Genomic DNA, 17,534 nt, shown 5'->3' with positions numbered 1-17,534 from the left:
TAGTACGTCCCGCTGTACGGCCGCCTGTGACCCTAACTGTCAGACTCGCATGGCACGATCGGACCCTGACAGATACTGCTGCCGGCACAGCGGCCGGTACGAGCGTGGGGACCCCGAGGCAATGGTGATGTTCTTGTTCCTGGTCGTCGCGCTGGCCGTCGTGGTCGCCGCGGTGACCCTGGCCGTGATCGGCGGCGGGGAGAGCGCCCCGCTGCCCGAGGCGGCGCCCGAGCGGCTCCAGGACCCGCTGCCCCCGGACCGCCCGGTGGACCGCGCGGACGTGGAGAGCCTGCGCTTCCCGGTCGCACCGCGCGGCTACCGCATGGCCGACGTCGACGACGCCCTCGGCCGGCTCGCCGCCGAACTGGCCGAGCGGGACGCCCGTATCGCCGGCCTCGAATCCGCGCTGGCCGGCGCCAGAGCCGCCGCCGTGCCCGACCGGCAGCCCGAACAGCCGCGGACGGACCCGAACGAGGGCCGGGAGGAGCAGCGATGACCAGCCGAGCCGCCATCGCCGGACCGGACGGCGCCCCGCGCTGCCCCTGGGCCCTGTCCACCGACGACTATGTGGCGTACCACGACGAGGAGTGGGGCCGTCCGGTCCACGGCGACGACGCCCTCTTCGAACGGCTCAGCCTGGAGGCCTTCCAGTCGGGCCTGTCCTGGATCACGATCCTGCGCCGCCGCGCGGGCTTCCGCGCCGCCTTCGCGGACTTCCGCATCGAGAAGGTCGCCGCGTTCACCGACACCGACCGCGAGCGCCTGCTCGCCGACCCGGGCATCATCCGCAACCGCGCCAAGATCGACGCCACGCTCGCCAACGCGCGCCTGCTCGCCGGCTGGGCCGACGGCGACCTGGACGAGCTGATCTGGTCCCACGCCCCGGACCCGGCGACCCGCCCGGCCCCGAAGACCCTGGACGACGTCCCGGCGGTGACCCCGGAGTCCACGGCCCTGTCCAAGGCCCTGAAGAAGCGGGGCCTGAGATTCGTCGGCCCGACGACGGCGTACGCGCTGATGCAGGCGTGCGGTCTGGTCGACGACCACCTGGAGGCCTGCGTGGCCCGCGGGGCCGCGCGGCACGGCCCCGCGCCGCGCTAGCGCCCGAGGTACTTCGGCTTCTCCTTGTTGACGAACGCCTGTACGGCGATGGCGTGGTCCTCGGACCGTCCGGCCCGGGTCTGGAGCTCGTCCTCCTTCTCCAGCGTCTCGGCGAGCGAGTGCGTCAGCCCGTAGGCCACCGCCTCCTTGATCGCCGCGTACGCCACCGTCGGACCCTCGGCCAGCGCCCGCGCCACCTTCCCGGCCTCGGCGCGCAGCTCGCCCGCCGGTACGACCCGGTTGGCGATGCCCAGCTCCAGCGCGTCCTGGGCGCTGATGCTGCGCGGGAAGAGCAGCAGGTCGGCGGCGCGGCTCGGGCCGATCACCCGGGGCAGGGTCCAGGAGATGCCGGAGTCGGCGGTCAGGGCGACGCCGGCGAAGGAGGTGTTGAACGCGGCGGTGTCGGCCACCAGCCGGTAGTCCGCGGCGAGCGCGAAGCCGAACCCGGCCCCGGCCGCGACGCCGTTCACCGCCGCGACCACCGGCTTCGGCGCCTCGGTCAGGGCCCGCACGATCGGGTTGTAGTGCTCCTTGACCGTGCTCATCGTCTGCCCGGCACCGGTCTGCCGGTCACTGGCCAGTAGCCCGATGTGCTCCTTGAGGTCCTGGCCCACGCAGAACGCCCGGTCCCCGGCGGCGGTCAGCAGGATCGCCCGTACGGCCGTGTCCCCGGCCGCCGATTCCGCCGCCTCGCGCAGGGCGGCCTTCGCCGCGATGTTCAGCGCGTTCATCGCCTCCGGGCGGTTCAGCGTGATCGTCGCGAGTCCGTCGCTCACCTCGTAGAGCACGGTGTCGGCCATGGCGTGTCCCCTCCGGAAAGCCGCTGGTGACGTACCGCTCGGTACGTCCCTGTCTGAGGACAGCATGGCGGAGATCCCCGGCCGGCGGCTGGAGCGGACGTGTGACCTGCGTCAAAGAAATACCGCGTGGAGCCGGCCGGAGGAGCCTTACGGGGCGGCGAAGTATCGCAGGCACATCGCCGAATTGGGTGGTTTTGCTCGCGCGCGTTGCCCAAGCGATGCCGACCGACGTTGGTCATCGGGTCCTGCGATGCGGGATAATGGCCAGGAAGCAATGTGTTCGATGCCGGTGTCGCGTGTCCGTTTCGGATGGCGGATGCCCTCTCCCGGGGGTATCGGCAGACGATGAGCTGGTTTCAGGAAGGGGAACGAGCATGGCGGCCATGAAGCCGCGGACGGGTGATGGCCCGCTCGAGGTGACCAAGGAGGGGCGGGGCATCGTCATGCGCGTTCCGCTCGAAGGCGGCGGTCGACTCGTCGTCGAGCTGACCCCTGACGAGGCCGAGGCGCTTGGCGACGCCCTCAAGAAGGTCGTCGTCTGACGTCCCGATTCTGTCCTCGCGCCTGCCCCGGCATCGTACGCGGTGCCGGGGCAGCCGCGTTCCCGGGGCCCGTCACCGCCCCTGTCACCCCTGCCGGCGCCGTCACCGCTTGACGGCGCACAGCAGACCGTCGCCCACCGGCAACAGCGACGACACCAGTTCCTGGCTCTCCCGCACGGTGCGCAGCAGCTCGCGCAGGCGCACCACCTCCGTGGGCTGGGGCCCCGAGTCGACCGTACGGCCGCCCGCCAGGACCCCCTCGAAGACCACCAGGCCGCCCGGCCGCAGCAGGCGCAACGATTCGGCGAGGTAGTCCGGGTACTCCAGCCGGTCACCGTCGCAGAACACCAGGTCGTAGCCCGCGTCGGCGAGGCGCGGCAGGACGTCCAGGGCACGGCCGGGGATGAACCGGGCCCGGTTGCTGGCGAAGCCGCAGCCGCGGAAGGCCTGCCGGGCGAACTGCTGGTGCTCCGGCTCGGAGTCCACCGTGGTGAGCACCCCGTCCGGCCGCATCCCGTGCAGCAGATGGATGCCGGACACCCCGCAGCCGGTGCCGATCTCCGCGACCGCCTTCGCGTCCACGGAAGCGGCGAGCAGTCGCAGCGCGGCGCCCGTGCCGGGCGACACCGAGCGCAGCCCTGTCTCCCGGGCCCGGTCGCGGGCCCAGTGCAGCGCTTCGTCCTCGGCGACAAAGGCGTCGGCGAACGCCCAGCTCGTCTGCCGGTTGGCGGTAATGACCCTCTCCTGTCCCCGTGGTTGCCTGGGCGTGACTGTATCCGTTGGCGGCGGGAACCCGCAGATGAGCCCGTGCGTTTACAGGGATGAGCCGGTGGCCGTGGACGCGACGGGGGGCGAGAGGTGGAGCAGCGCACCGAGCAACTGCTGACGCAGCCGGATGAGCCGGATCAGCGTGTATCAAATTCTCGTAAAACCGCTTATCCGGAGCTAACGGGCGAGGTGGCTATGGTAGGGGCTCCACTGGACATCACCAGAGCCGACAGGGGAGGTGCGGCTGCGCCCGGGGATCGGGGAGGAGTGCTGCGGCGCTTCCTCGGGTCGGCGGGCAGGCCGAAATCCGTGACCGACACCGCTGCTGACAGCCACGCCGCCGGGTCCGCCGCAGGCGAGACCGCGACCGCGACCTTCACCACCGACGCGGACGGGCAGGCGTGGACTCCGCCCACGTGGGACGAGATCGTCAGCACGCACAGCGGCCGGGTCTACCGACTGGCCTACCGCCTGACGGGCAACCAGCACGACGCCGAGGACCTCACCCAGGAGGTCTTCGTCCGCGTCTTCCGCTCCCTGTCGACGTACTCGCCGGGCACCTTCGAGGGCTGGCTGCACCGCATCACCACCAACCTCTTCCTGGACATGGTGCGGCGCAAGCAGCGCATCCGCTTCGACGCCCTCGGCGAGGACGCGGCCGAGCGCCTGGCCAGCCGCGAGCCGACCCCCCAACAGATGTTCAACGACGCGCACTTCGACGCCGACGTCCAGCAGGCCCTGGACACCCTGGCGCCCGAGTTCCGCGCCGCCGTCGTCCTGTGCGACATCGAGGGACTGTCCTACGAGGAGATCGCCGCCACCCTCGGCGTGAAGCTCGGCACGGTCCGCTCCCGTATCCACCGCGGCCGGTCCCAGCTCCGCAAGGCCCTGGCGCACCGCTCCCCGGAGGCCCGCGCGGCCGAGCGGCGCTCCTTCCTGGCCCGGGTCCCCGCTCTGGGGGGAGGGGGCGCGACCGCGTGAGTGGATCTCTGCCGAAACCCGTCGAGGAGACACGCCTCGCAGAGCAGCACCTGGGAGACCGGCTCTCCGCCCTGGTGGACGGAGAACTCGGTCATGAGACGCGTGAGCGCGTCCTCGCGCACCTGGCCACCTGCGCCCGGTGCAAGGCCGAGGCGGACGCCCAGCGCGCGCTGAAGAACGTCTTCGCGGAGGCCGCCCCGCCCCCGCCCTCGGCGAGCCTCCTGGCCCGCCTCCAGGGCCTTCCCGGTGGCGGCGACGCGGACGGCGGCGGCACGCCGTCACCCGGTGGCGGCCTCGGCACCTCCGGCGGCTTCGGGGCTTTCGGCGCGAGGCGCGGCGACCGCCTTGCGTTCGGATACGTCCCGGCCCGTCCGCACGGTCTGCTCCCGCCCGGCCCGGACGGCACCGGCCGGCCCCGGGACGACGGCTTCCGCATCCATCCCGTCGGCCGCCCGGACGACGGCCGCTCCGCCTCGCGCGGCCGGCGGTTCGCCTTCGCCGCGGCCGGCGCGGTGTCGCTGGCCGCGCTGGCCCTCGGCGGCGTGACCACCGCCTTCCCCGGCGACCCGGCCACGGACGCCCGCGGCGGCTCCGGTGTCGTGCCGGTGCGCTCGGCGGGCTCCGGCACGGGCGGCGGCGCGGCCACGCCCGACAGCCAGCGCCGGCGCCCGGTGGGGCCGCTGCTCGCCCAGGGCGGCGCGCTGCTCGGATCGGTCCCGGTGGCGCCGACCACGCTGTCCGCGCCGCTGCTGCCCGGCGTGCCCGCGCCGTCCTCCGGGCAGGCCCGGACCGAGGGGGCAGGCGGGCTGACCGCGCCGGTGTTCGCCGGTGCGGCCGCCGTCTCCGCGCTGATACGCCCGCTCGCCGACTGGCCCACACCCTCCGGAGCCACCGGCTCGGCCCAGCTGTCCGCCCCCGACACCGCCTCCCCGGCCCCGCCCCGCTCCTCGCCCTGACCGTCGCCGCGGCACGGCCGGCGAACCTGGTTGAATCCTCGCAGGCCGTGCCCGGGGCGACCCGGGACGGCGGACGACGTCCCGTGACCGCGACAGCACGCGGTCGCGGCCCGGCCGTGGGGAGAGCATGAACGAGGGCAACGGTGTGCCGTCGGCGCAGGGACCGCGGGACGCGGCGGAGGTGACACCGGCCGCCTCCGACGGCGACTTCGAGCTGGCCGGGCCGGCCCCGGCCGCGTCGTCCGGCACCGGCGCGGAGGCCGCGGCGGGGGCCGTACGGCACACGGCCACGGCCGAGGAGGCCGCCGTCCCCGACCCGGACGAGCGGGTAAGGCCCCTGCACGACCCCGATCCCTACAGCACCCCGCCCTACGGCCAACCCGGCCCCTGGGCCCCCGCCCCGCCCGTACAACACCCGGCGGCCACCCCCGCCCACGGCACCCCCGCACCCCCGCCCCCGGTCACGACGGCCGCCCCCTCCGGCTCCGCCGTGCCTCTGGACGTACCTCCGCCCCAGGCGCCCGCCCCGCCGGCGCGGCACCCGGCGCCCGGCACACCCGCACCCCCGCCCCCGGCCCCCGGCACGTCGGCCGCGGTGCCCGTGCCCGCCGTGTCCGAGGACGCGCCCGCGGTCCACGCGGAGGCCGCCGTCCCCGGTACGCGGGCTGCCGATCCCTGGGGGCGGTACGACCCCTGGGCCGCCCAGGCGCACGGGCCGTTGCAGCAGACGGGAGCCAAGGTGGCCACGCCGGCCCAGCGCGGGCGCCGGGCCAGGCGGTACGCCGTCGCCTGGACCCTCGCCGTCGCCGTCGTCTCCGGCGGCATCGGCGGAGCCGTCGGCGCCTACGCCGAACGCGAGAACCCCGGCGGCGGCGCACGGCTGCCGCGGCCCGGGGAGGTGCCGGCCGGCCGCGCGCCGGACAGCGTGGCCGGGATCGCCGCCCGCGCCCTGCCCGGCGTGGTCACCCTGCATGTGCGAGGCGCCGCGAAGGCGGGCACCGGCACCGGCTTCGTGCTGGACACCGACGGGCACATCCTCACCAACAACCACGTGGTCGAACCCGCCGGGTCGGACGGCGAGATAGCGGTGACCTTCAGCGACGGCGACACCGTGCGGGCCAAGGTCGTCGGCCGGGACAGCGGCTACGACCTCGCCGTCGTCCAGGTACACGGCGTCCGCGGGCTCACCCCGCTGCCCCTCGGCGACTCCGACGCCGTCCGGGTGGGTGACCCCGTCGTCGCCATCGGCGCCCCCTTCGACCTCGCCAACACGGTCACCTCCGGCATCATCAGCGCCAAGGAACGGCCCATCACGGCCGGCGGGGACAAGGACGGCGCAAGCGACGTCAGCTACGTCGACGCGCTCCAGACCGACGCCCCCATCAACCCGGGCAACTCCGGCGGCCCGCTGCTCGACACCCGCGCCCGGGTCGTCGGCGTCAACTCCGCCATCCGCTCCGCCGGCTCCGGCTCCGGTGCCGACGACGACCGGGCCGGCTCCATCGGCCTCGGCTTCGCCATACCCGTCAACCAGGCCGAGCGGGTCGCCGAGGAACTGATCGACCACGGCCACGCCACCCACCCCGTGATCGGCGTCACGCTCGACATGGGCTACACCGGCGACGGCGCCCGCGTCGGCGACAAGGGCGCGGACGGCGGCCCCGCCGTCACCCCGGGCGGCCCCGGTGAACGGGCCGGCCTGAAGCCGGGCGACGTCGTCACCGAGGCCGACGGCGGGCGCGTGCACACCGGCCGGGAACTGATCGTCAAGATCCGCGCCCACCGGCCCGGCGACCGGCTGCGGCTGACGGTCGAGCGCGGCGGTACGGAGCGGGAGGTGTCACTCGTGCTGGGCGCGTCCGAGCAGAACTGACAGAAGTCTCACCTCGGGACGGTACCGGTCGGACGGGATGGCCGGGTACCGTTGAGCGACCGAGGACATCGCAAGGAGCGTCAGGTGTTCAATGACATAGGGCCACTGGAGCTGGTGACCATCATCGTGCTCGCCGTGCTCGTCTTCGGTCCGGACAAGCTCCCCAAGGTCATCCAGGACGTGATGCGCACGATCCGGAAGATCCGCGAGTTCTCCGAGAGCGCCAAGCAGGACATTCGCAACGAACTCGGTCCGGAGTTCAAGGACTTCGAGTTCGAGGATCTCAACCCCAAGACCTTCATCCGCAAGCAGCTGGACAACGAGGACCTGGGCCTGAAGGAGATCCGCAACGGCTTCGACCTGAAGAAGGAGATGGCCGAGGTCACGGACGCCGTCCACGGCCGCGACAACGAGGCCCCGTCCACGCCTTCCTTGCCCTCCTCGTCCTCCGGCGGGCGCGTCGACATGACCAAGAAGCCCGAGGACCCCGGCGACGACCGCCCGCCGTTCGACGCGGACGCCACATAAATCACGCTTTCTCCTCCCGACACGCAGGCGGGCCTACGCCGCACACGTGACGTGTTTCATAGCGTGCGCCCATCGCACACGGCCTGAACAGGCCGTTCGCGCGACCCACGCATCCAGCGCCTGCCCTGCCGCCCGCATCGGTGTGGATATGCTGCCGAGTTGTTGTGCGGACCGGACGCGTACGCCCGAAGGGGGGCGGGCCACCCGGTCCGACGAGAGCGAGGAGGCGTCCGGGCAGATGGAGACGACGAGTCGGGTGGGCGCGCAGGCGCCGGCCGCGGAGGGCGGACAGCAGCTCCCCTCCGCCCGGCGCACGGTCGACGGTTACCTGCGGGCGCCCTTCCCGTGGTACGGGCTCGACGAGGCGTTCACCGGGCCGCGCTGGCTGATGCAGGTCGGCACGACGGCCGACGGTGCCGTGGAACACGGTTCGATCGGGCACGGGGACGAGCCCTCGCTGCGGGGCGAGACCGGCACCGGCGAGCCGCGGGAGAAGTTCACCGTGGTCGTGACCGTCGCCGCGCAGCCGTCCCGGCGCAGCGCCGACGGCACGGGTCTGCTGGAGGCGACATCGGTGTCCTCCGCGGCGTGGCTGGCCGGGGTGGGGCTGCTGTCGTTCACCTGGCCCGGGCAGATGGACCACAGCCTGCGGGACGACTGGCTGGAGCAGCAGACCGAGACGGCCTGGGCCCTGGCCGACGACCTCGAGGGGCCGGAGTGGAGACGGCTCTCCCTTCCGGTGGACGGCGTCGCGGCGTCGTTCCATTACCGGGAGTCCGAGTTCGGATGGGTGCTGGCCGGTACGACCGGGGCGGGGGTCCACCTGGGCGCGTACGGGCGGGGCATGAGCGCGTACGGGCTGGGGTTCGCCGTGGTCGAGGACGTCTCCGCGTACGCGTGACGAGGGGGCGCCGGTGTTCCGGCGCCCCCGTTCGTCGTGTGCTGAAAAGCTGTCAGAACTTGTTCTTCGGGGTGATGCCCAGGGACAGGCCCGACAGGCCGCGCTGCCGGCCGCCCAGCTTGCCCGCGATCGCGCGCAGGGCCGAGCCCGCCGGGGAGCCGGGGTCGGTCAGGACCACCGGCCTGCCCTCGTCGCCGCCCTCGCGGAGGCGGACGTCGATGGGGATGCTGCCGAGGACCGGGACCGTCGTACCCGTGGTGCGGGTGAGGCCGTCGGCGACCAGCTGGCCGCCGCCCGTGCCGAAGACGTCGACCATCTCGCCGCAGTGCGGACAGGGCAGGCCGGACATGTTCTCGACCACGCCGACGATCTTCTGGTGGGTCTGCACGGCGATGGAACCGGCGCGCTCGGCGACCTCGGCCGCCGCCTGCTGCGGGGTCGTCACGACCAGGATCTCGGCGTTCGGGACCAGCTGGGCCACGGAGATCGCGATGTCGCCCGTGCCGGGCGGCAGGTCCAGCAGCAGGACGTCCAGGTCGCCCCAGTAGACGTCGGCGAGGAACTGCTGGAGGGCGCGGTGCAGCATCGGGCCGCGCCACACCACCGGGGCGTTGCCCGGCGTGAACATGCCGATGGAGATGACCTTCACGCCGTTCGCGGACGGCGGCATGATCATGTTCTCGACCTGGGTGGGCCGGCCGTCGGCGCCCAGCATGCGCGGCACGCTGTGGCCGTAGATGTCGGCGTCCACGACACCGACCTTCAGGCCGTCGGCCGCCATCGCCGCCGCCAGGTTCACCGTCACCGAGGACTTGCCGACACCGCCCTTGCCGGAGGCGACCGCGTAGACCCGGGTGAGGTTGCCCGGCTTGGCGAAGGGGACCTCGCGCTCGGCCTGGCCGCCGCGCAGCGCCGCCGCCAGCTCCTTGCGCTGCTCGTCGCTCATCACGTCCAGGGTGACGTCGACCCGGGTGACGCCCTCCACCCGCGAGACCGCCTCGGTGACGCGCTGCGTGATGGTGTCGCGCATCGGGCAGCCGGACACCGTCAGGTACACGGTGACCGCGACCGCTCCGTCCGCGCCGATCTCCACGGACTTGACCATCCCGAGTTCGGTGATCGGGCGGTTGATCTCGGGGTCGTTCACCGTCGCCAGTGCCTCGCGCACCGCGTCTTCCGTAGCCATAAGGACGATGGTACGGCCCGCCGAGGGGCCTGAGGGATGCCCTTCAGCGGTCGTCTGTGTCACGTCCCGGCGGCCGTTCCGTCCGTTCCGCCGGGAATACGACGTGACCCGCCTGCCCGTCGTGCCGGCGGTGCTCCTCCAGCTCCTTCACCAGGTCCTGCAGCTCGGAGCGGATCCAGTCGCGGGTGGCCACCTCGCCGAGCCCCGTGCGCAGCGCGGCCACCTCCCGGGTCAGGTACTCGGTGTCGGCGATGGACCGCTCGTTCTGCTTGCGGTCCTGCTCCAGGTTGACCCGGTCGCGGTCGTCCTGCCTGTTCTGCGCGAGCAGGATCAGCGGGGCCGCGTAGGACGCCTGGAGGGACAGCATCAGGGTGAGGAAGATGAACGGGTACTCGTCGAACCGCAGATGGCGGGGCGCGGCGATGTTCCACAGCACCCACACGATGATGACGACCGTCATCCAGACGATGAAGCGGCCCGTGCCGAGGAACCGGGCGATCTTCTCCGACAGCCGCCCGAAGGCCTCCGGGTCCCACTCGGGCAGGAGCCGGCGCCGGGGCGGGCGCGGCTGGTCCAGCCGGACCCGGGGCCGGCCGGCGGCCGTGGCGCCCGCCGGGCGCTCGCGGGTCGCGGACTCGCGCTCAGGAACCATGCGCGGGCGCCTCCTCTCCCTCGTCCAGGTGGAACTCCGTCTCGCGCCAGTCGTCGGGCAGCATGTGGTCCAGTACGTCGTCCACGGTCACCGCGCCGAGCAGCGACCCCGACTCGTCCACCACGGGCGCCGCCACCATGTCGTAGGCGGCGAAGAACCCGGCGACGACCGGCAGCGCGGCGTCCGGGTCCAGGGGCTGCAGATCGTGGTCGACCAGCGAGCTGACCAGGGTGTACGGCGGGTCGCGCAGCAGCCGCTGGAAGTGCACGGTGCCCAGGTACTTGCCGGTCGGGGTCTCGTCGGGCGGGCGGCAGACGTAGACCTGCGCGGCGAGGGCGGGGGAGAGGTCCTGGTTGCGGACCCGGGCGAGCGCGTCGGCGACGGTGGCGTCCGGGCGCAGCACGATCGGCTCGGTGGTCATCAGACCGCCGGCGGTGTGCTCCTCGTACGCCATCAGACGGCGCATGTCGGCCGCGTCGGCCGGCTCCATCAGGCTCAGCAGCCGCTCCTTGTCCTCCTCGGGCAGCTCGCCCAGCAGGTCGGCCGCGTCGTCCGGGTCCATCGCCTCCAGCACGTCCGCCGCGCGCTCCTCCTTCAGCTTGCCGAGGATCTCGATCTGGTCGTCCTCCGGCAGCTCTTCGAGGACGTCGGCGAGCCGGTCGTCGTCCAGCGCGGCGGCCACCTCCGCGCGCCGCTTCGGGGACAGGTGGTGCAGGACGTTGGCGAGGTCGGCGGGGCGCAGCTGCTCGAAGGTGGCGAGCAGGCTCTCGGCGCCCTGCCCGTGCTCCTCCAGGGAGAACCCGGTGACGGCCGACCACTCGGCGGTCAGCGTCTCCCCCTTCGCCCGCCGGAAGGCGCCGCCCTTGCGTCCCTTGCGCAGGAAGACCCGGTCGACCTCCCAGTCCCGGCGGGCGGGCAGCTGCTGCACGGAGACGTCGAGGACGGTGACCTCCTCGCCGGTCTCCACCAGCGTCACCCGCCGGTCCAGCAGCTCGCCGAAGACCAGCCGCTCGGTGGGCCGCTGCTCGAAGCGCCGGACGTTGACCACGCCGGTGGTGATGACCTGGCCCGACTCGATGCCGGTCACCCGGGTCATGGGCAGGAAGATCCGGCGCCGGGTGGACAGCTCCACGACCAGTCCGAGGACACGCGGGGGCCGTCTGCCGACGCGCAGCATGACGACCAGGTCGCGGACGCGGCCCACCTGGTCGCCGGCCGGATCGAAGACGGGGACGCCGGCCAGGTGCGAGACGAAGATCCGGGGGGCGCCGGCTGCCATGTCTGTGCTCCCTTTGCGTGAGGGTCTGTGTGCATTGCTCGGATATGCCCGCACGGGTGCGCTTCAGGCTAGCCCGTCCCGATCGGATACGCCCTGGTGGGCGGTCCGGACGGACCGGCTCCGCCGGTCGGGTGGAGCCCCGGTACCCTGCGTACGCCGCTCAGGAACCGTCAGAAAGGCAGCTTCCTCCGTGACTGCGATCCCCCGGGGCCGTACGCGTCGCACCGCTTGGGCGACCGCGGCCTGCGCACTGGCCGTGACGGGAGCGCTGGCGCTGTCGGGGTGCGGCGGCGACGACGATCCCGACGCCGGGACGAACGGGGTCGGCAGGCTGCCCGCCGGCCGGATCCAGGCGAAGACACGGGCCGCGGCGGACGCGGCGAGCGCGGTACGGCTGTCCGGGACCGTGGTCACCAGCGGCCGTACGTACCGGCTGGACATGCGGCTCAAGGCCGACGGCGGCACCGGGTCGGTGACCGCGCAAGGGACGACGTTCAGGCTGCTGCGGATCGGCGAGGAGCTGTATCTCAAGGCCGGCGCGGACTTCTGGAACCACGCCGACGGCGGGGACGACGCCTCGGGCAAGCTGGACGGCAAGTATGTGAAGGTGCCGCAGGGGGACCCCGCGTACAAGAAGTTCAGCGGCTTCACGGACAAGGGCGTCCTCCTCGACGGCCTGCTGACGCTGCACGGCGCGCTGGCGACGGACGGCCGGCACACCGACGGTTCGGGTACCCGCACGATCCGCATCACCGGCGACCAGGGCTCCGGCGGCACGCTGGACGTGTCCCTCCAGGGCACGCCCTATCCGCTGCGCCTGGTCCGGGCCGGCCACGCGGGGACGCTCCGCTTCTCGGACTGGGGCCGCGACTTCCCCGTCGAGGAACCGGCGGAGTCGGAAACGGTGGACTACGGCAGACAGCTGCCGACGTCCTAGCGAACCGGCCGGGCCGAGGGCGGTCCGGCACCGCCGGGCGCCGCCGGGGCGGCGAGGAGCGGGGCGGTGACAGCGGCAGGCGGAGAGCACTCGCGAAAGCGCCGGCACCTTGTGTCCGCCGCGTCGGCGATCAGTCTCCGCGGCCGCCCGGCGGTGCCGAACCCGGCTCGGACCGCTGCTTCCTCTTCCCGCGCCGCAGCAGGAGCTTCGGCAGGCCCGCCGGTACCGGTCCGCGGGTGGTCACCGGGGTCGGGACCGGGCGCTGCGCCAGGTCGCCGTCCGGCAGCGGGGTCACCTCACCCGTCGGCACCAGGCGGAGCACCCGGCACTCACGGGCCCAGCGGGCCGGCATCTCCTCGCCGTCGACCGCGTTCAGCCGCTTGCCCTTCAGCTCGGCGACCGTCGCCTCCCACGCCTCGGTCCCGGGCGCCGCCTCGGACACGGTGACCGGGAACGTCACCAGCCGGCCGCCCTTGTCCTTGCTGCGCACGCTCACCTCGGCGGAGCCCCCGTCGGCGAGCCCCGCCAGCGGCTGCTCGCCCGGCCCGTCGCCGACCACGCACACCGCGCCGTCGTGCCATACGTGCCACAGCGCCCGCGCGGCCGGGGCACCGGCGCCCCTGACCCACACGAGGCCGGACTTCTTCGCGGCCTCCTCGATGAGGGCCCGGTCGAGCAGCTCGCTTGTCATGCGCCCCAGCCTAACCAGCCCGCACCGGGCCGCTCACAGCCAGCCGTTGCGCTTCAGCGTGCGGTGGATGCCCAGACAGATCGCGGCGGTGACCCCCATGATCACCGGGTAGCCGTACCGCCAGTGCAGCTCGGGCATGTGCTCGAAGTTCATGCCGTACACCCCGCACACCATCGTCGGCACGGCGATGATGGCCGCCCACGCGGTGATCTTGCGCATGTCCTCGTTCTGCGCCACGGACGCCTGGGCGAGGTTGGCCTGGAGAATGGAGTTGAGCAGCTCGTCGAAGCCCATCACCTGCTCCTGCACCCGGGCCAGGTGGTCGGCGACGTCCCGGAAGTACTTCTGGATGTCCGGGTCGATCAGCCGCATCGGACGCTCGCTCAGCAACTGCATGGGCCGCAGCAGCGGCGCCACCGCGCGCTTGAACTCCAGTACCTCGCGCTTGAGCTGGTAGATGCGCGCGGAGTCGACACCGCGCGAGACCCCGCCCTTGCGGCCGGGCGAGAAGACCTCGGTCTCCACCTCGTCGATGTCGTCCTGCACCGCGTGGGCGACCGCGATGTACCCGTCCACCACATGGTCGGCGATGGCGTGCAGCACGGCCGAGGGGCCCTTGGCCAGCAGCTCCGGGTCGTCCTGGAGGCGGTGGCGCAGCGCGCGCAGCGAGCCCTGGCCGCCGTGCCGGACGGTGATGAAGAAGTCCCGCCCGGTGAAGCACATGACCTCGCCGGTCTCGACGACCTCGCTGTTGGCGGTGAGCCGGTCGTGCTCGACGTAGTGGATGGTCTTGAAGACCGTGAACAGCGAGTCGTCGTAGCGCTCCAGCTTGGGCCGCTGGTGCGCCTGGACGGCGTCCTCCACGGCCAGCGGGTGCAGCCCGAACTCGCCCGCGATACCGGCGAATTCCGCCTCGGTCGGCTCGTGCAGCCCGATCCAGACGAACCCGCCGTCGCGGCGCACCAGCCGCATCGCCTCCTGCGGGCTCAGCGGCGCCGCGCTCTGCACCCGGGCGCCGTCGCGGTAGACGGCGCAGTCGACGACGGCCGAGGGCGTCGCGGGGTCGCGCGTGGTGTCGTACGACGTCCCGGCATCCTTGCGCAGCGAGACGCGGGACGAGGGGCGGACCACGGCACGCAGGTCGCGGATCATCGACATGGGCAGGCTCCTTCGCGGGCGGGCGGCGAAAGCGCGCGGCAACGGGTGGAACTACCCGGAATGGGGACGTCCTGGCTGTGCGTGCGGGGCACGTCCACAAAGCGGGGAGCACCGCACCGTCGCGGTGGCGGCTTCACTGCCGATGCAGAACTGATTCAGATCAGACAGATCAGGCAAAGCGAAACGAGGTGCTCTTCCGAACGACGACGCGCAAAGGACGACGGCGGCCAGCCGGTAACTGCGTCAGCGGCCGGAAGAACGAGTGGTACTGCACGGTCGACTTCGATCCATGGCAGCCCCACCTCCTCCGGCCGGTCCCTCGTAAGGGAGTCTCGACGTGTCGGGACTTGACAGCGACGCTTCCGCGTGTCGCCCCGAACCACCGGCTCAGAGTACCAGCCGCCCGTACTGTCAAGGCGCCGCTTTGCCCGCTGCTGACGAGTTCTATGCTCGCCGCATGGCTGATGTTCTTCCTCTGGTCGAGGCCCGGTTGACCACCGCGCTGGGCGAGCCGGACGCGCGCGCCGCCGTCACCTTCCTCGGCACGGACCGCATCGAGGTGCTCCGCTTCCACGAGGGGGACGTCGTCCGGTACGCCACTCTCGGGATGTCCCGGCAGCCCATGACCGACCCCACGGCGATGCTCGCCGACCCGGTCGAGGGACCCCGTGCCGAACTGGTGCTGTCCGTCCGCGCGGGCCTCGCCGACACCGACAAGCTGCTCCGCCCGCTCGCCGTCCTGGCCGCGAGCCCGCAGGTGGAGGGCCTGGTGGTGGCCCCCGGTGCCTCCCTGGACGTGGGCGGGCCGCTGTGGCCCGGCGCTCCCTTCACCTCGGTTCTGGTGGGCGAGCCCGGCGGGCTGGTCGAGGACCTGGAGCTGGACGCCCCGATGGACCCCGTGCGGTTCCTGCCGCTGCTGCCGATGACCCCGAACGAGGCCGCCTGGAAGCGGGTGCACGGGGCCCAGGCCCTCCAGGAGCGCTGGCTGGCGAACGGGACGGACCTGCGCGACCCCGCCCGCGCCTCCGTCCCGCTGGACTGATCCGGCACCGGCCGCCGGGTGACCGAACTCGTCAACACAAGGCCGGATCCGGTCAGTTGGCGAACACCCCGACGCCGTCCTCGGTCGCGTGCCCGGCCTGGAGCTCTTCCGCGTCGTGGACGAGGGACCGGCGGCGGACGAGGACCACGAGCGCGCCCAGGACCGCCGTGACGGCCGCGACCACGAACGGGACGTGGATGTCGGTCCACTCCTCGATCTTCGGGGCGAAGTAGGGCGCCGCGGCGGCGGCGAACCAGCGCACGAAGTTGTAGCCCGCGCTCGCCACCGGGCGCGGGGCGTCCGACACGCCGAGGGCCAGCTCGGTGTAGACGGTGTTGTTCACGCCGATGAAGGCGCCGGACAGGATCGTGCAGACGATGGCCGTGGTGTGGTTGCCGTAGCCGAGCACGAGCACGTCCGCCGCGAGCAGCACCAGCGAGCCGCCGAGCACCTTCAGCGAGCCGAACCGCTCCTGCGCGCGCGGGGCCACGATCACCGAGAAGACGGCGAGCAGCAGGCCCCAGGCGAAGAACACCGCGCCCGACCGGTACGGCGTCATGTCCAGCACGAACGGCGTGAAGGCCAGCACGGTGAAGAACGTGTAGTTGTAGAAGAACGCGGAGACCGCCGCCGAGGCCAGACCGCCGTGGCCGAGCGCCTTGAGCGGGTCCAGGACCGAGGTCTTGCGGGCCGGCCGCGGCTGCTCCTTCAGGAACGCCGTGATGCACAGGAAGCCGATCGCCATCAGCGTGGCCGTGCCGAAGAACGGATAGCGCCAGCTGGAGTTGCCGAGGACCGCGCCGAGCAGCGGACCGCAGGCCATGCCGAGGCCGAGCGCGGACTCGTACAGCAGGATCGCCGCCGCGCTGCCTCCGGCCGCCGCGCCCACGATCACCGCGAGGGCGGTGGAGACGAACAGGGCGTTGCCGAGGCCCCAGCCGGCCCGGAAGCCGACGAGCTGGCCGACCGAGCCGGAAGTGCCGGCCAGGCCCGCGAACACGACCACGAACGCGAGGCCGAGCAGCAGGGTCTTCTTGCCGCCGATCCGGCTGGAGACGAAGCCGGTCAGCAGCATCGCGACGGCCGTGATCAGGAAGTACGAGGTGAAGAGCAGGGAGACCTGGCTGGGGGTGGCGTCGAGGCCCTCGGCGATCGACGGCAGGATCGGGTCCACGAGGCCGATGCCCATGAAGGCGACGACGGAGGCGCCGGCCGTGGCCCAGACCGCCTTGGGCTGTCGCAGCAGGCCGCCGGCTCCCGCGTCCAGGGGGTCCATGTGCTTCTCCCGTCCTGACTAGATGGTTGGGTTATACACATAGTAAGTTAGCGCATCTAATTAATGCAAGGTGCATCTATATCTGCCGGTCAGGCGTGTGGTCGGCTCTTCCGTCCGGACGGGTGATCATCCTTGACGTGGGCGGTCGCGGGTAGGACCGTGGAGGTCTATGAGGGGCGAACCCAGTTGCCCGAGATGCGGTGGCCGGGTCAGGGCTCCCGGACTCTTCGCCGATGCGTGGCAGTGTGAGGTGCACGGCACGGTGTTTCCGCTGCAGCCCGTGATCCCGCCCAGCGTCGAGGCGCTCAACGTCGTCGTGCACCGCACCCAGGTGCCGGTGTGGATGCCGTGGCCGCTGCCCGTCGGATGGCTGTTCACGGGTGTGGCGTACGCCGGGGACGACCGCAGCGGCGGCCGTGCGACCGCGGTGGCCTGCTCGGGGCCCGGACCGCTCGGCGGACCCGGTGAGCTGATCCTGATCGCCGAGGAGCTGGGCGTCGGCGTCGGCGCGCGCTATGCCGGCATCGACGGCCCGGACCCGGGGTCGTACATGAACGTGGAGAAGCCGCCGCAGGCCAAGGTGCTGGCCGCCGGCCGCCCGACCCCGCTCTGGCACGTCTACCGCACGCCCGACGACCGGGCCGTCTTCGCCGGCGAGGCGCTCGGCATGTGGCTCTGGGCGGTGATCTGGCCCGAGCGGTCCGGGCTGCTCATGTACGACGAACTGGTGCTGACGGATCTGCGGGACGCGGGCGCGGAGATAGACCTGGTGCCCTGCGGAGCGCTGTCGCCGCGCCTGCTCCGGCCGTGACACCCGCCGGGACGCCGGGCTCCGCGTGCCGGCGGTCGTTCGGTGACGGTGG

At 72.8% G+C, this 17,534-nt stretch carries 19 protein-coding genes; 11 read left to right on the top strand and 8 right to left on the bottom strand.

Features of this window, described 5'->3' with window-relative positions:
• Positions 1 to 121 precede the first annotated feature (121 nt).
• Together SCK26_RS13505 and SCK26_RS13500 are read left to right on the top strand one after the other, a co-directional pair.
• Positions 122 to 496 (top strand): DivIVA domain-containing protein, encoded by a 375-nt coding sequence (locus SCK26_RS13505; protein ID WP_318201552.1) that lies wholly within the window; start codon positions 122 to 124, stop codon positions 494 to 496.
• Complete coding sequence (locus SCK26_RS13500; RefSeq protein ID WP_318201551.1) at positions 493 to 1,101, top strand: DNA-3-methyladenine glycosylase I; 609 nt, start codon at positions 493 to 495, stop codon at positions 1,099 to 1,101. The genes SCK26_RS13505 and SCK26_RS13500 overlap by 4 nt, the downstream gene beginning before the upstream one ends.
• Here SCK26_RS13500 and SCK26_RS13495 read toward each other — a convergent pair.
• Positions 1,098 to 1,901, bottom strand: coding sequence for an enoyl-CoA hydratase/isomerase family protein (locus SCK26_RS13495; protein WP_318201550.1), 804 nt, complete (start codon positions 1,899 to 1,901; stop codon positions 1,098 to 1,100). The two genes, SCK26_RS13500 and SCK26_RS13495, sit on opposite strands and share 4 nt — an antisense overlap.
• Before the next feature lie 374 nt (positions 1,902 to 2,275).
• Here SCK26_RS13495 and SCK26_RS13490 point away from each other — a divergent pair, with 374 nt between their 5' ends.
• On the top strand, positions 2,276 to 2,443 hold the full coding sequence (locus SCK26_RS13490) for a DUF3117 domain-containing protein (RefSeq protein WP_018544333.1): 168 nt from the start codon (positions 2,276 to 2,278) through the stop codon (positions 2,441 to 2,443).
• Between the two features lie 102 nt (positions 2,444 to 2,545).
• Here SCK26_RS13490 and SCK26_RS13485 read toward each other — a convergent pair whose 3' ends face one another.
• Positions 2,546 to 3,244: an O-methyltransferase gene (locus SCK26_RS13485; protein WP_318205998.1), complete on the bottom strand. Its 699-nt coding sequence runs from the start codon at positions 3,242 to 3,244 to the stop codon at positions 2,546 to 2,548.
• Between the two features lie 234 nt (positions 3,245 to 3,478).
• On the opposite strand from SCK26_RS13485, the gene sigE reads away from it, so the two are divergent.
• From sigE to SCK26_RS13460, 5 genes are all read left to right on the top strand, one after another.
• Positions 3,479 to 4,192: an RNA polymerase sigma factor SigE gene (sigE, locus tag SCK26_RS13480; RefSeq protein WP_318201549.1), complete on the top strand. Its 714-nt coding sequence runs from the start codon at positions 3,479 to 3,481 to the stop codon at positions 4,190 to 4,192.
• Entirely contained in the window at positions 4,189 to 5,148 is a 960-nt protein-coding gene (locus tag SCK26_RS13475; RefSeq protein WP_318201548.1) for a zf-HC2 domain-containing protein, read from the top strand. The genes sigE and SCK26_RS13475 overlap by 4 nt, the downstream gene beginning before the upstream one ends.
• A gap of 127 nt (positions 5,149 to 5,275) precedes the next feature.
• Positions 5,276 to 7,021 (top strand): trypsin-like peptidase domain-containing protein, encoded by a 1,746-nt coding sequence (locus SCK26_RS13470; RefSeq protein WP_318201547.1) that lies wholly within the window; start codon positions 5,276 to 5,278, stop codon positions 7,019 to 7,021.
• Between the two features lie 84 nt (positions 7,022 to 7,105).
• Positions 7,106 to 7,549: a sec-independent translocase gene (locus SCK26_RS13465; protein ID WP_318201546.1), complete on the top strand. Its 444-nt coding sequence runs from the start codon at positions 7,106 to 7,108 to the stop codon at positions 7,547 to 7,549.
• Positions 7,550 to 7,787: 238 nt separating this feature from the next.
• The gene (locus SCK26_RS13460) at positions 7,788 to 8,450 is read left to right on the top strand and encodes a hypothetical protein (protein ID WP_318201545.1); all 663 of its coding nucleotides are present in this window, start codon (positions 7,788 to 7,790) and stop codon (positions 8,448 to 8,450) included.
• Positions 8,451 to 8,502: 52 nt separating this feature from the next.
• Here the strand turns inward: SCK26_RS13460 and SCK26_RS13455 are convergent, their stop codons facing one another.
• Genes SCK26_RS13455 through SCK26_RS13445 form a run of 3 tightly spaced genes read right to left on the bottom strand, consistent with a single transcriptional unit; the run spans position 8,503 to position 11,567 of the window.
• Complete coding sequence (locus tag SCK26_RS13455; RefSeq protein WP_318201544.1) at positions 8,503 to 9,636, bottom strand: Mrp/NBP35 family ATP-binding protein; 1,134 nt, start codon at positions 9,634 to 9,636, stop codon at positions 8,503 to 8,505.
• 43 nt (positions 9,637 to 9,679) lie between these two features.
• On the bottom strand, positions 9,680 to 10,288 hold the full coding sequence (locus SCK26_RS13450; protein WP_318201543.1) for a DUF1003 domain-containing protein: 609 nt from the start codon (positions 10,286 to 10,288) through the stop codon (positions 9,680 to 9,682).
• Complete coding sequence (locus SCK26_RS13445; protein WP_318201542.1) at positions 10,278 to 11,567, bottom strand: magnesium transporter MgtE N-terminal domain-containing protein; 1,290 nt, start codon at positions 11,565 to 11,567, stop codon at positions 10,278 to 10,280. The genes SCK26_RS13450 and SCK26_RS13445 overlap by 11 nt, the downstream gene beginning before the upstream one ends.
• Before the next feature lie 190 nt (positions 11,568 to 11,757).
• Between SCK26_RS13445 and SCK26_RS13440 the strand changes: the two genes are divergently transcribed.
• On the top strand, positions 11,758 to 12,504 hold the full coding sequence (locus tag SCK26_RS13440; protein ID WP_318201541.1) for a hypothetical protein: 747 nt from the start codon (positions 11,758 to 11,760) through the stop codon (positions 12,502 to 12,504).
• Between the two features lie 130 nt (positions 12,505 to 12,634).
• On the opposite strand, the gene SCK26_RS13435 is transcribed toward SCK26_RS13440, so the two are convergent.
• Both SCK26_RS13435 and SCK26_RS13430 read right to left on the bottom strand, forming a co-directional pair.
• The gene (locus SCK26_RS13435) at positions 12,635 to 13,195 is read right to left on the bottom strand and encodes a hypothetical protein (protein WP_318201540.1); all 561 of its coding nucleotides are present in this window, start codon (positions 13,193 to 13,195) and stop codon (positions 12,635 to 12,637) included.
• 33 nt (positions 13,196 to 13,228) lie between these two features.
• Positions 13,229 to 14,353 carry a magnesium and cobalt transport protein CorA gene (locus SCK26_RS13430; RefSeq protein WP_318201539.1) on the bottom strand — a complete coding sequence of 375 codons (1,125 nt, stop codon included), beginning with the start codon at positions 14,351 to 14,353 and terminating at the stop codon, positions 13,229 to 13,231.
• 457 nt (positions 14,354 to 14,810) lie between these two features.
• Here SCK26_RS13430 and SCK26_RS13425 point away from each other — a divergent pair, with 457 nt between their 5' ends.
• The gene (locus tag SCK26_RS13425; RefSeq protein WP_318201538.1) at positions 14,811 to 15,395 is read left to right on the top strand and encodes a suppressor of fused domain protein; all 585 of its coding nucleotides are present in this window, start codon (positions 14,811 to 14,813) and stop codon (positions 15,393 to 15,395) included.
• A gap of 52 nt (positions 15,396 to 15,447) precedes the next feature.
• Here SCK26_RS13425 and SCK26_RS13420 read toward each other — a convergent pair whose 3' ends face one another.
• Positions 15,448 to 16,671, bottom strand: coding sequence for an MFS transporter (locus SCK26_RS13420; RefSeq protein WP_318201537.1), 1,224 nt, complete (start codon positions 16,669 to 16,671; stop codon positions 15,448 to 15,450).
• 169 nt (positions 16,672 to 16,840) lie between these two features.
• On the opposite strand from SCK26_RS13420, the gene SCK26_RS13415 reads away from it, so the two are divergent.
• Positions 16,841 to 17,482 carry a DUF6758 family protein gene (locus SCK26_RS13415; RefSeq protein WP_318201536.1) on the top strand — a complete coding sequence of 214 codons (642 nt, stop codon included), beginning with the start codon at positions 16,841 to 16,843 and terminating at the stop codon, positions 17,480 to 17,482.
• Positions 17,483 to 17,534 lie beyond the last annotated feature (52 nt).

The organism is Streptomyces sp. SCL15-4 (assembly GCF_033366695.1).
Classification (GTDB): Bacteria; Actinomycetota; Actinomycetes; order Streptomycetales; family Streptomycetaceae; genus Streptomyces.
The sequence above is the reverse complement of the archived record's forward strand: the minus strand, read 5'-3'. Positions and strand labels throughout refer to the sequence as shown.

Excerpts from the sequence above, each read along its gene's own strand:
- SCK26_RS13430 (WP_318201539.1), bottom strand. The coding sequence starts at position 14,353 with ATGTCGATGATCCGCGACCTGCGTGCCGTGGTCCGCCCCTCGTCCCGC.
- SCK26_RS13435 (WP_318201540.1), bottom strand. The coding sequence starts at position 13,195 with ATGACAAGCGAGCTGCTCGACCGGGCCCTCATCGAGGAGGCCGCGAAG.
- SCK26_RS13505 (WP_318201552.1), top strand. The coding sequence starts at position 122 with ATGGTGATGTTCTTGTTCCTGGTCGTCGCGCTGGCCGTCGTGGTCGCC.
- SCK26_RS13445 (WP_318201542.1), bottom strand. The coding sequence starts at position 11,567 with ATGGCAGCCGGCGCCCCCCGGATCTTCGTCTCGCACCTGGCCGGCGTC.
- SCK26_RS13455 (WP_318201544.1), bottom strand. The coding sequence starts at position 9,636 with ATGGCTACGGAAGACGCGGTGCGCGAGGCACTGGCGACGGTGAACGAC.
- SCK26_RS13460 (WP_318201545.1), top strand. The coding sequence starts at position 7,788 with ATGGAGACGACGAGTCGGGTGGGCGCGCAGGCGCCGGCCGCGGAGGGC.
- SCK26_RS13500 (WP_318201551.1), top strand. The coding sequence starts at position 493 with ATGACCAGCCGAGCCGCCATCGCCGGACCGGACGGCGCCCCGCGCTGC.
- SCK26_RS13415 (WP_318201536.1), top strand. The coding sequence starts at position 16,841 with ATGAGGGGCGAACCCAGTTGCCCGAGATGCGGTGGCCGGGTCAGGGCT.
- SCK26_RS13495 (WP_318201550.1), bottom strand. The coding sequence starts at position 1,901 with ATGGCCGACACCGTGCTCTACGAGGTGAGCGACGGACTCGCGACGATC.
- SCK26_RS13425 (WP_318201538.1), top strand. The coding sequence starts at position 14,811 with ATGGCTGATGTTCTTCCTCTGGTCGAGGCCCGGTTGACCACCGCGCTG.
- SCK26_RS13420 (WP_318201537.1), bottom strand. The coding sequence starts at position 16,671 with ATGGACCCCCTGGACGCGGGAGCCGGCGGCCTGCTGCGACAGCCCAAG.
- SCK26_RS13450 (WP_318201543.1), bottom strand. The coding sequence starts at position 10,288 with ATGGTTCCTGAGCGCGAGTCCGCGACCCGCGAGCGCCCGGCGGGCGCC.
- SCK26_RS13490 (WP_018544333.1), top strand. The coding sequence starts at position 2,276 with ATGGCGGCCATGAAGCCGCGGACGGGTGATGGCCCGCTCGAGGTGACC.
- SCK26_RS13470 (WP_318201547.1), top strand. The coding sequence starts at position 5,276 with ATGAACGAGGGCAACGGTGTGCCGTCGGCGCAGGGACCGCGGGACGCG.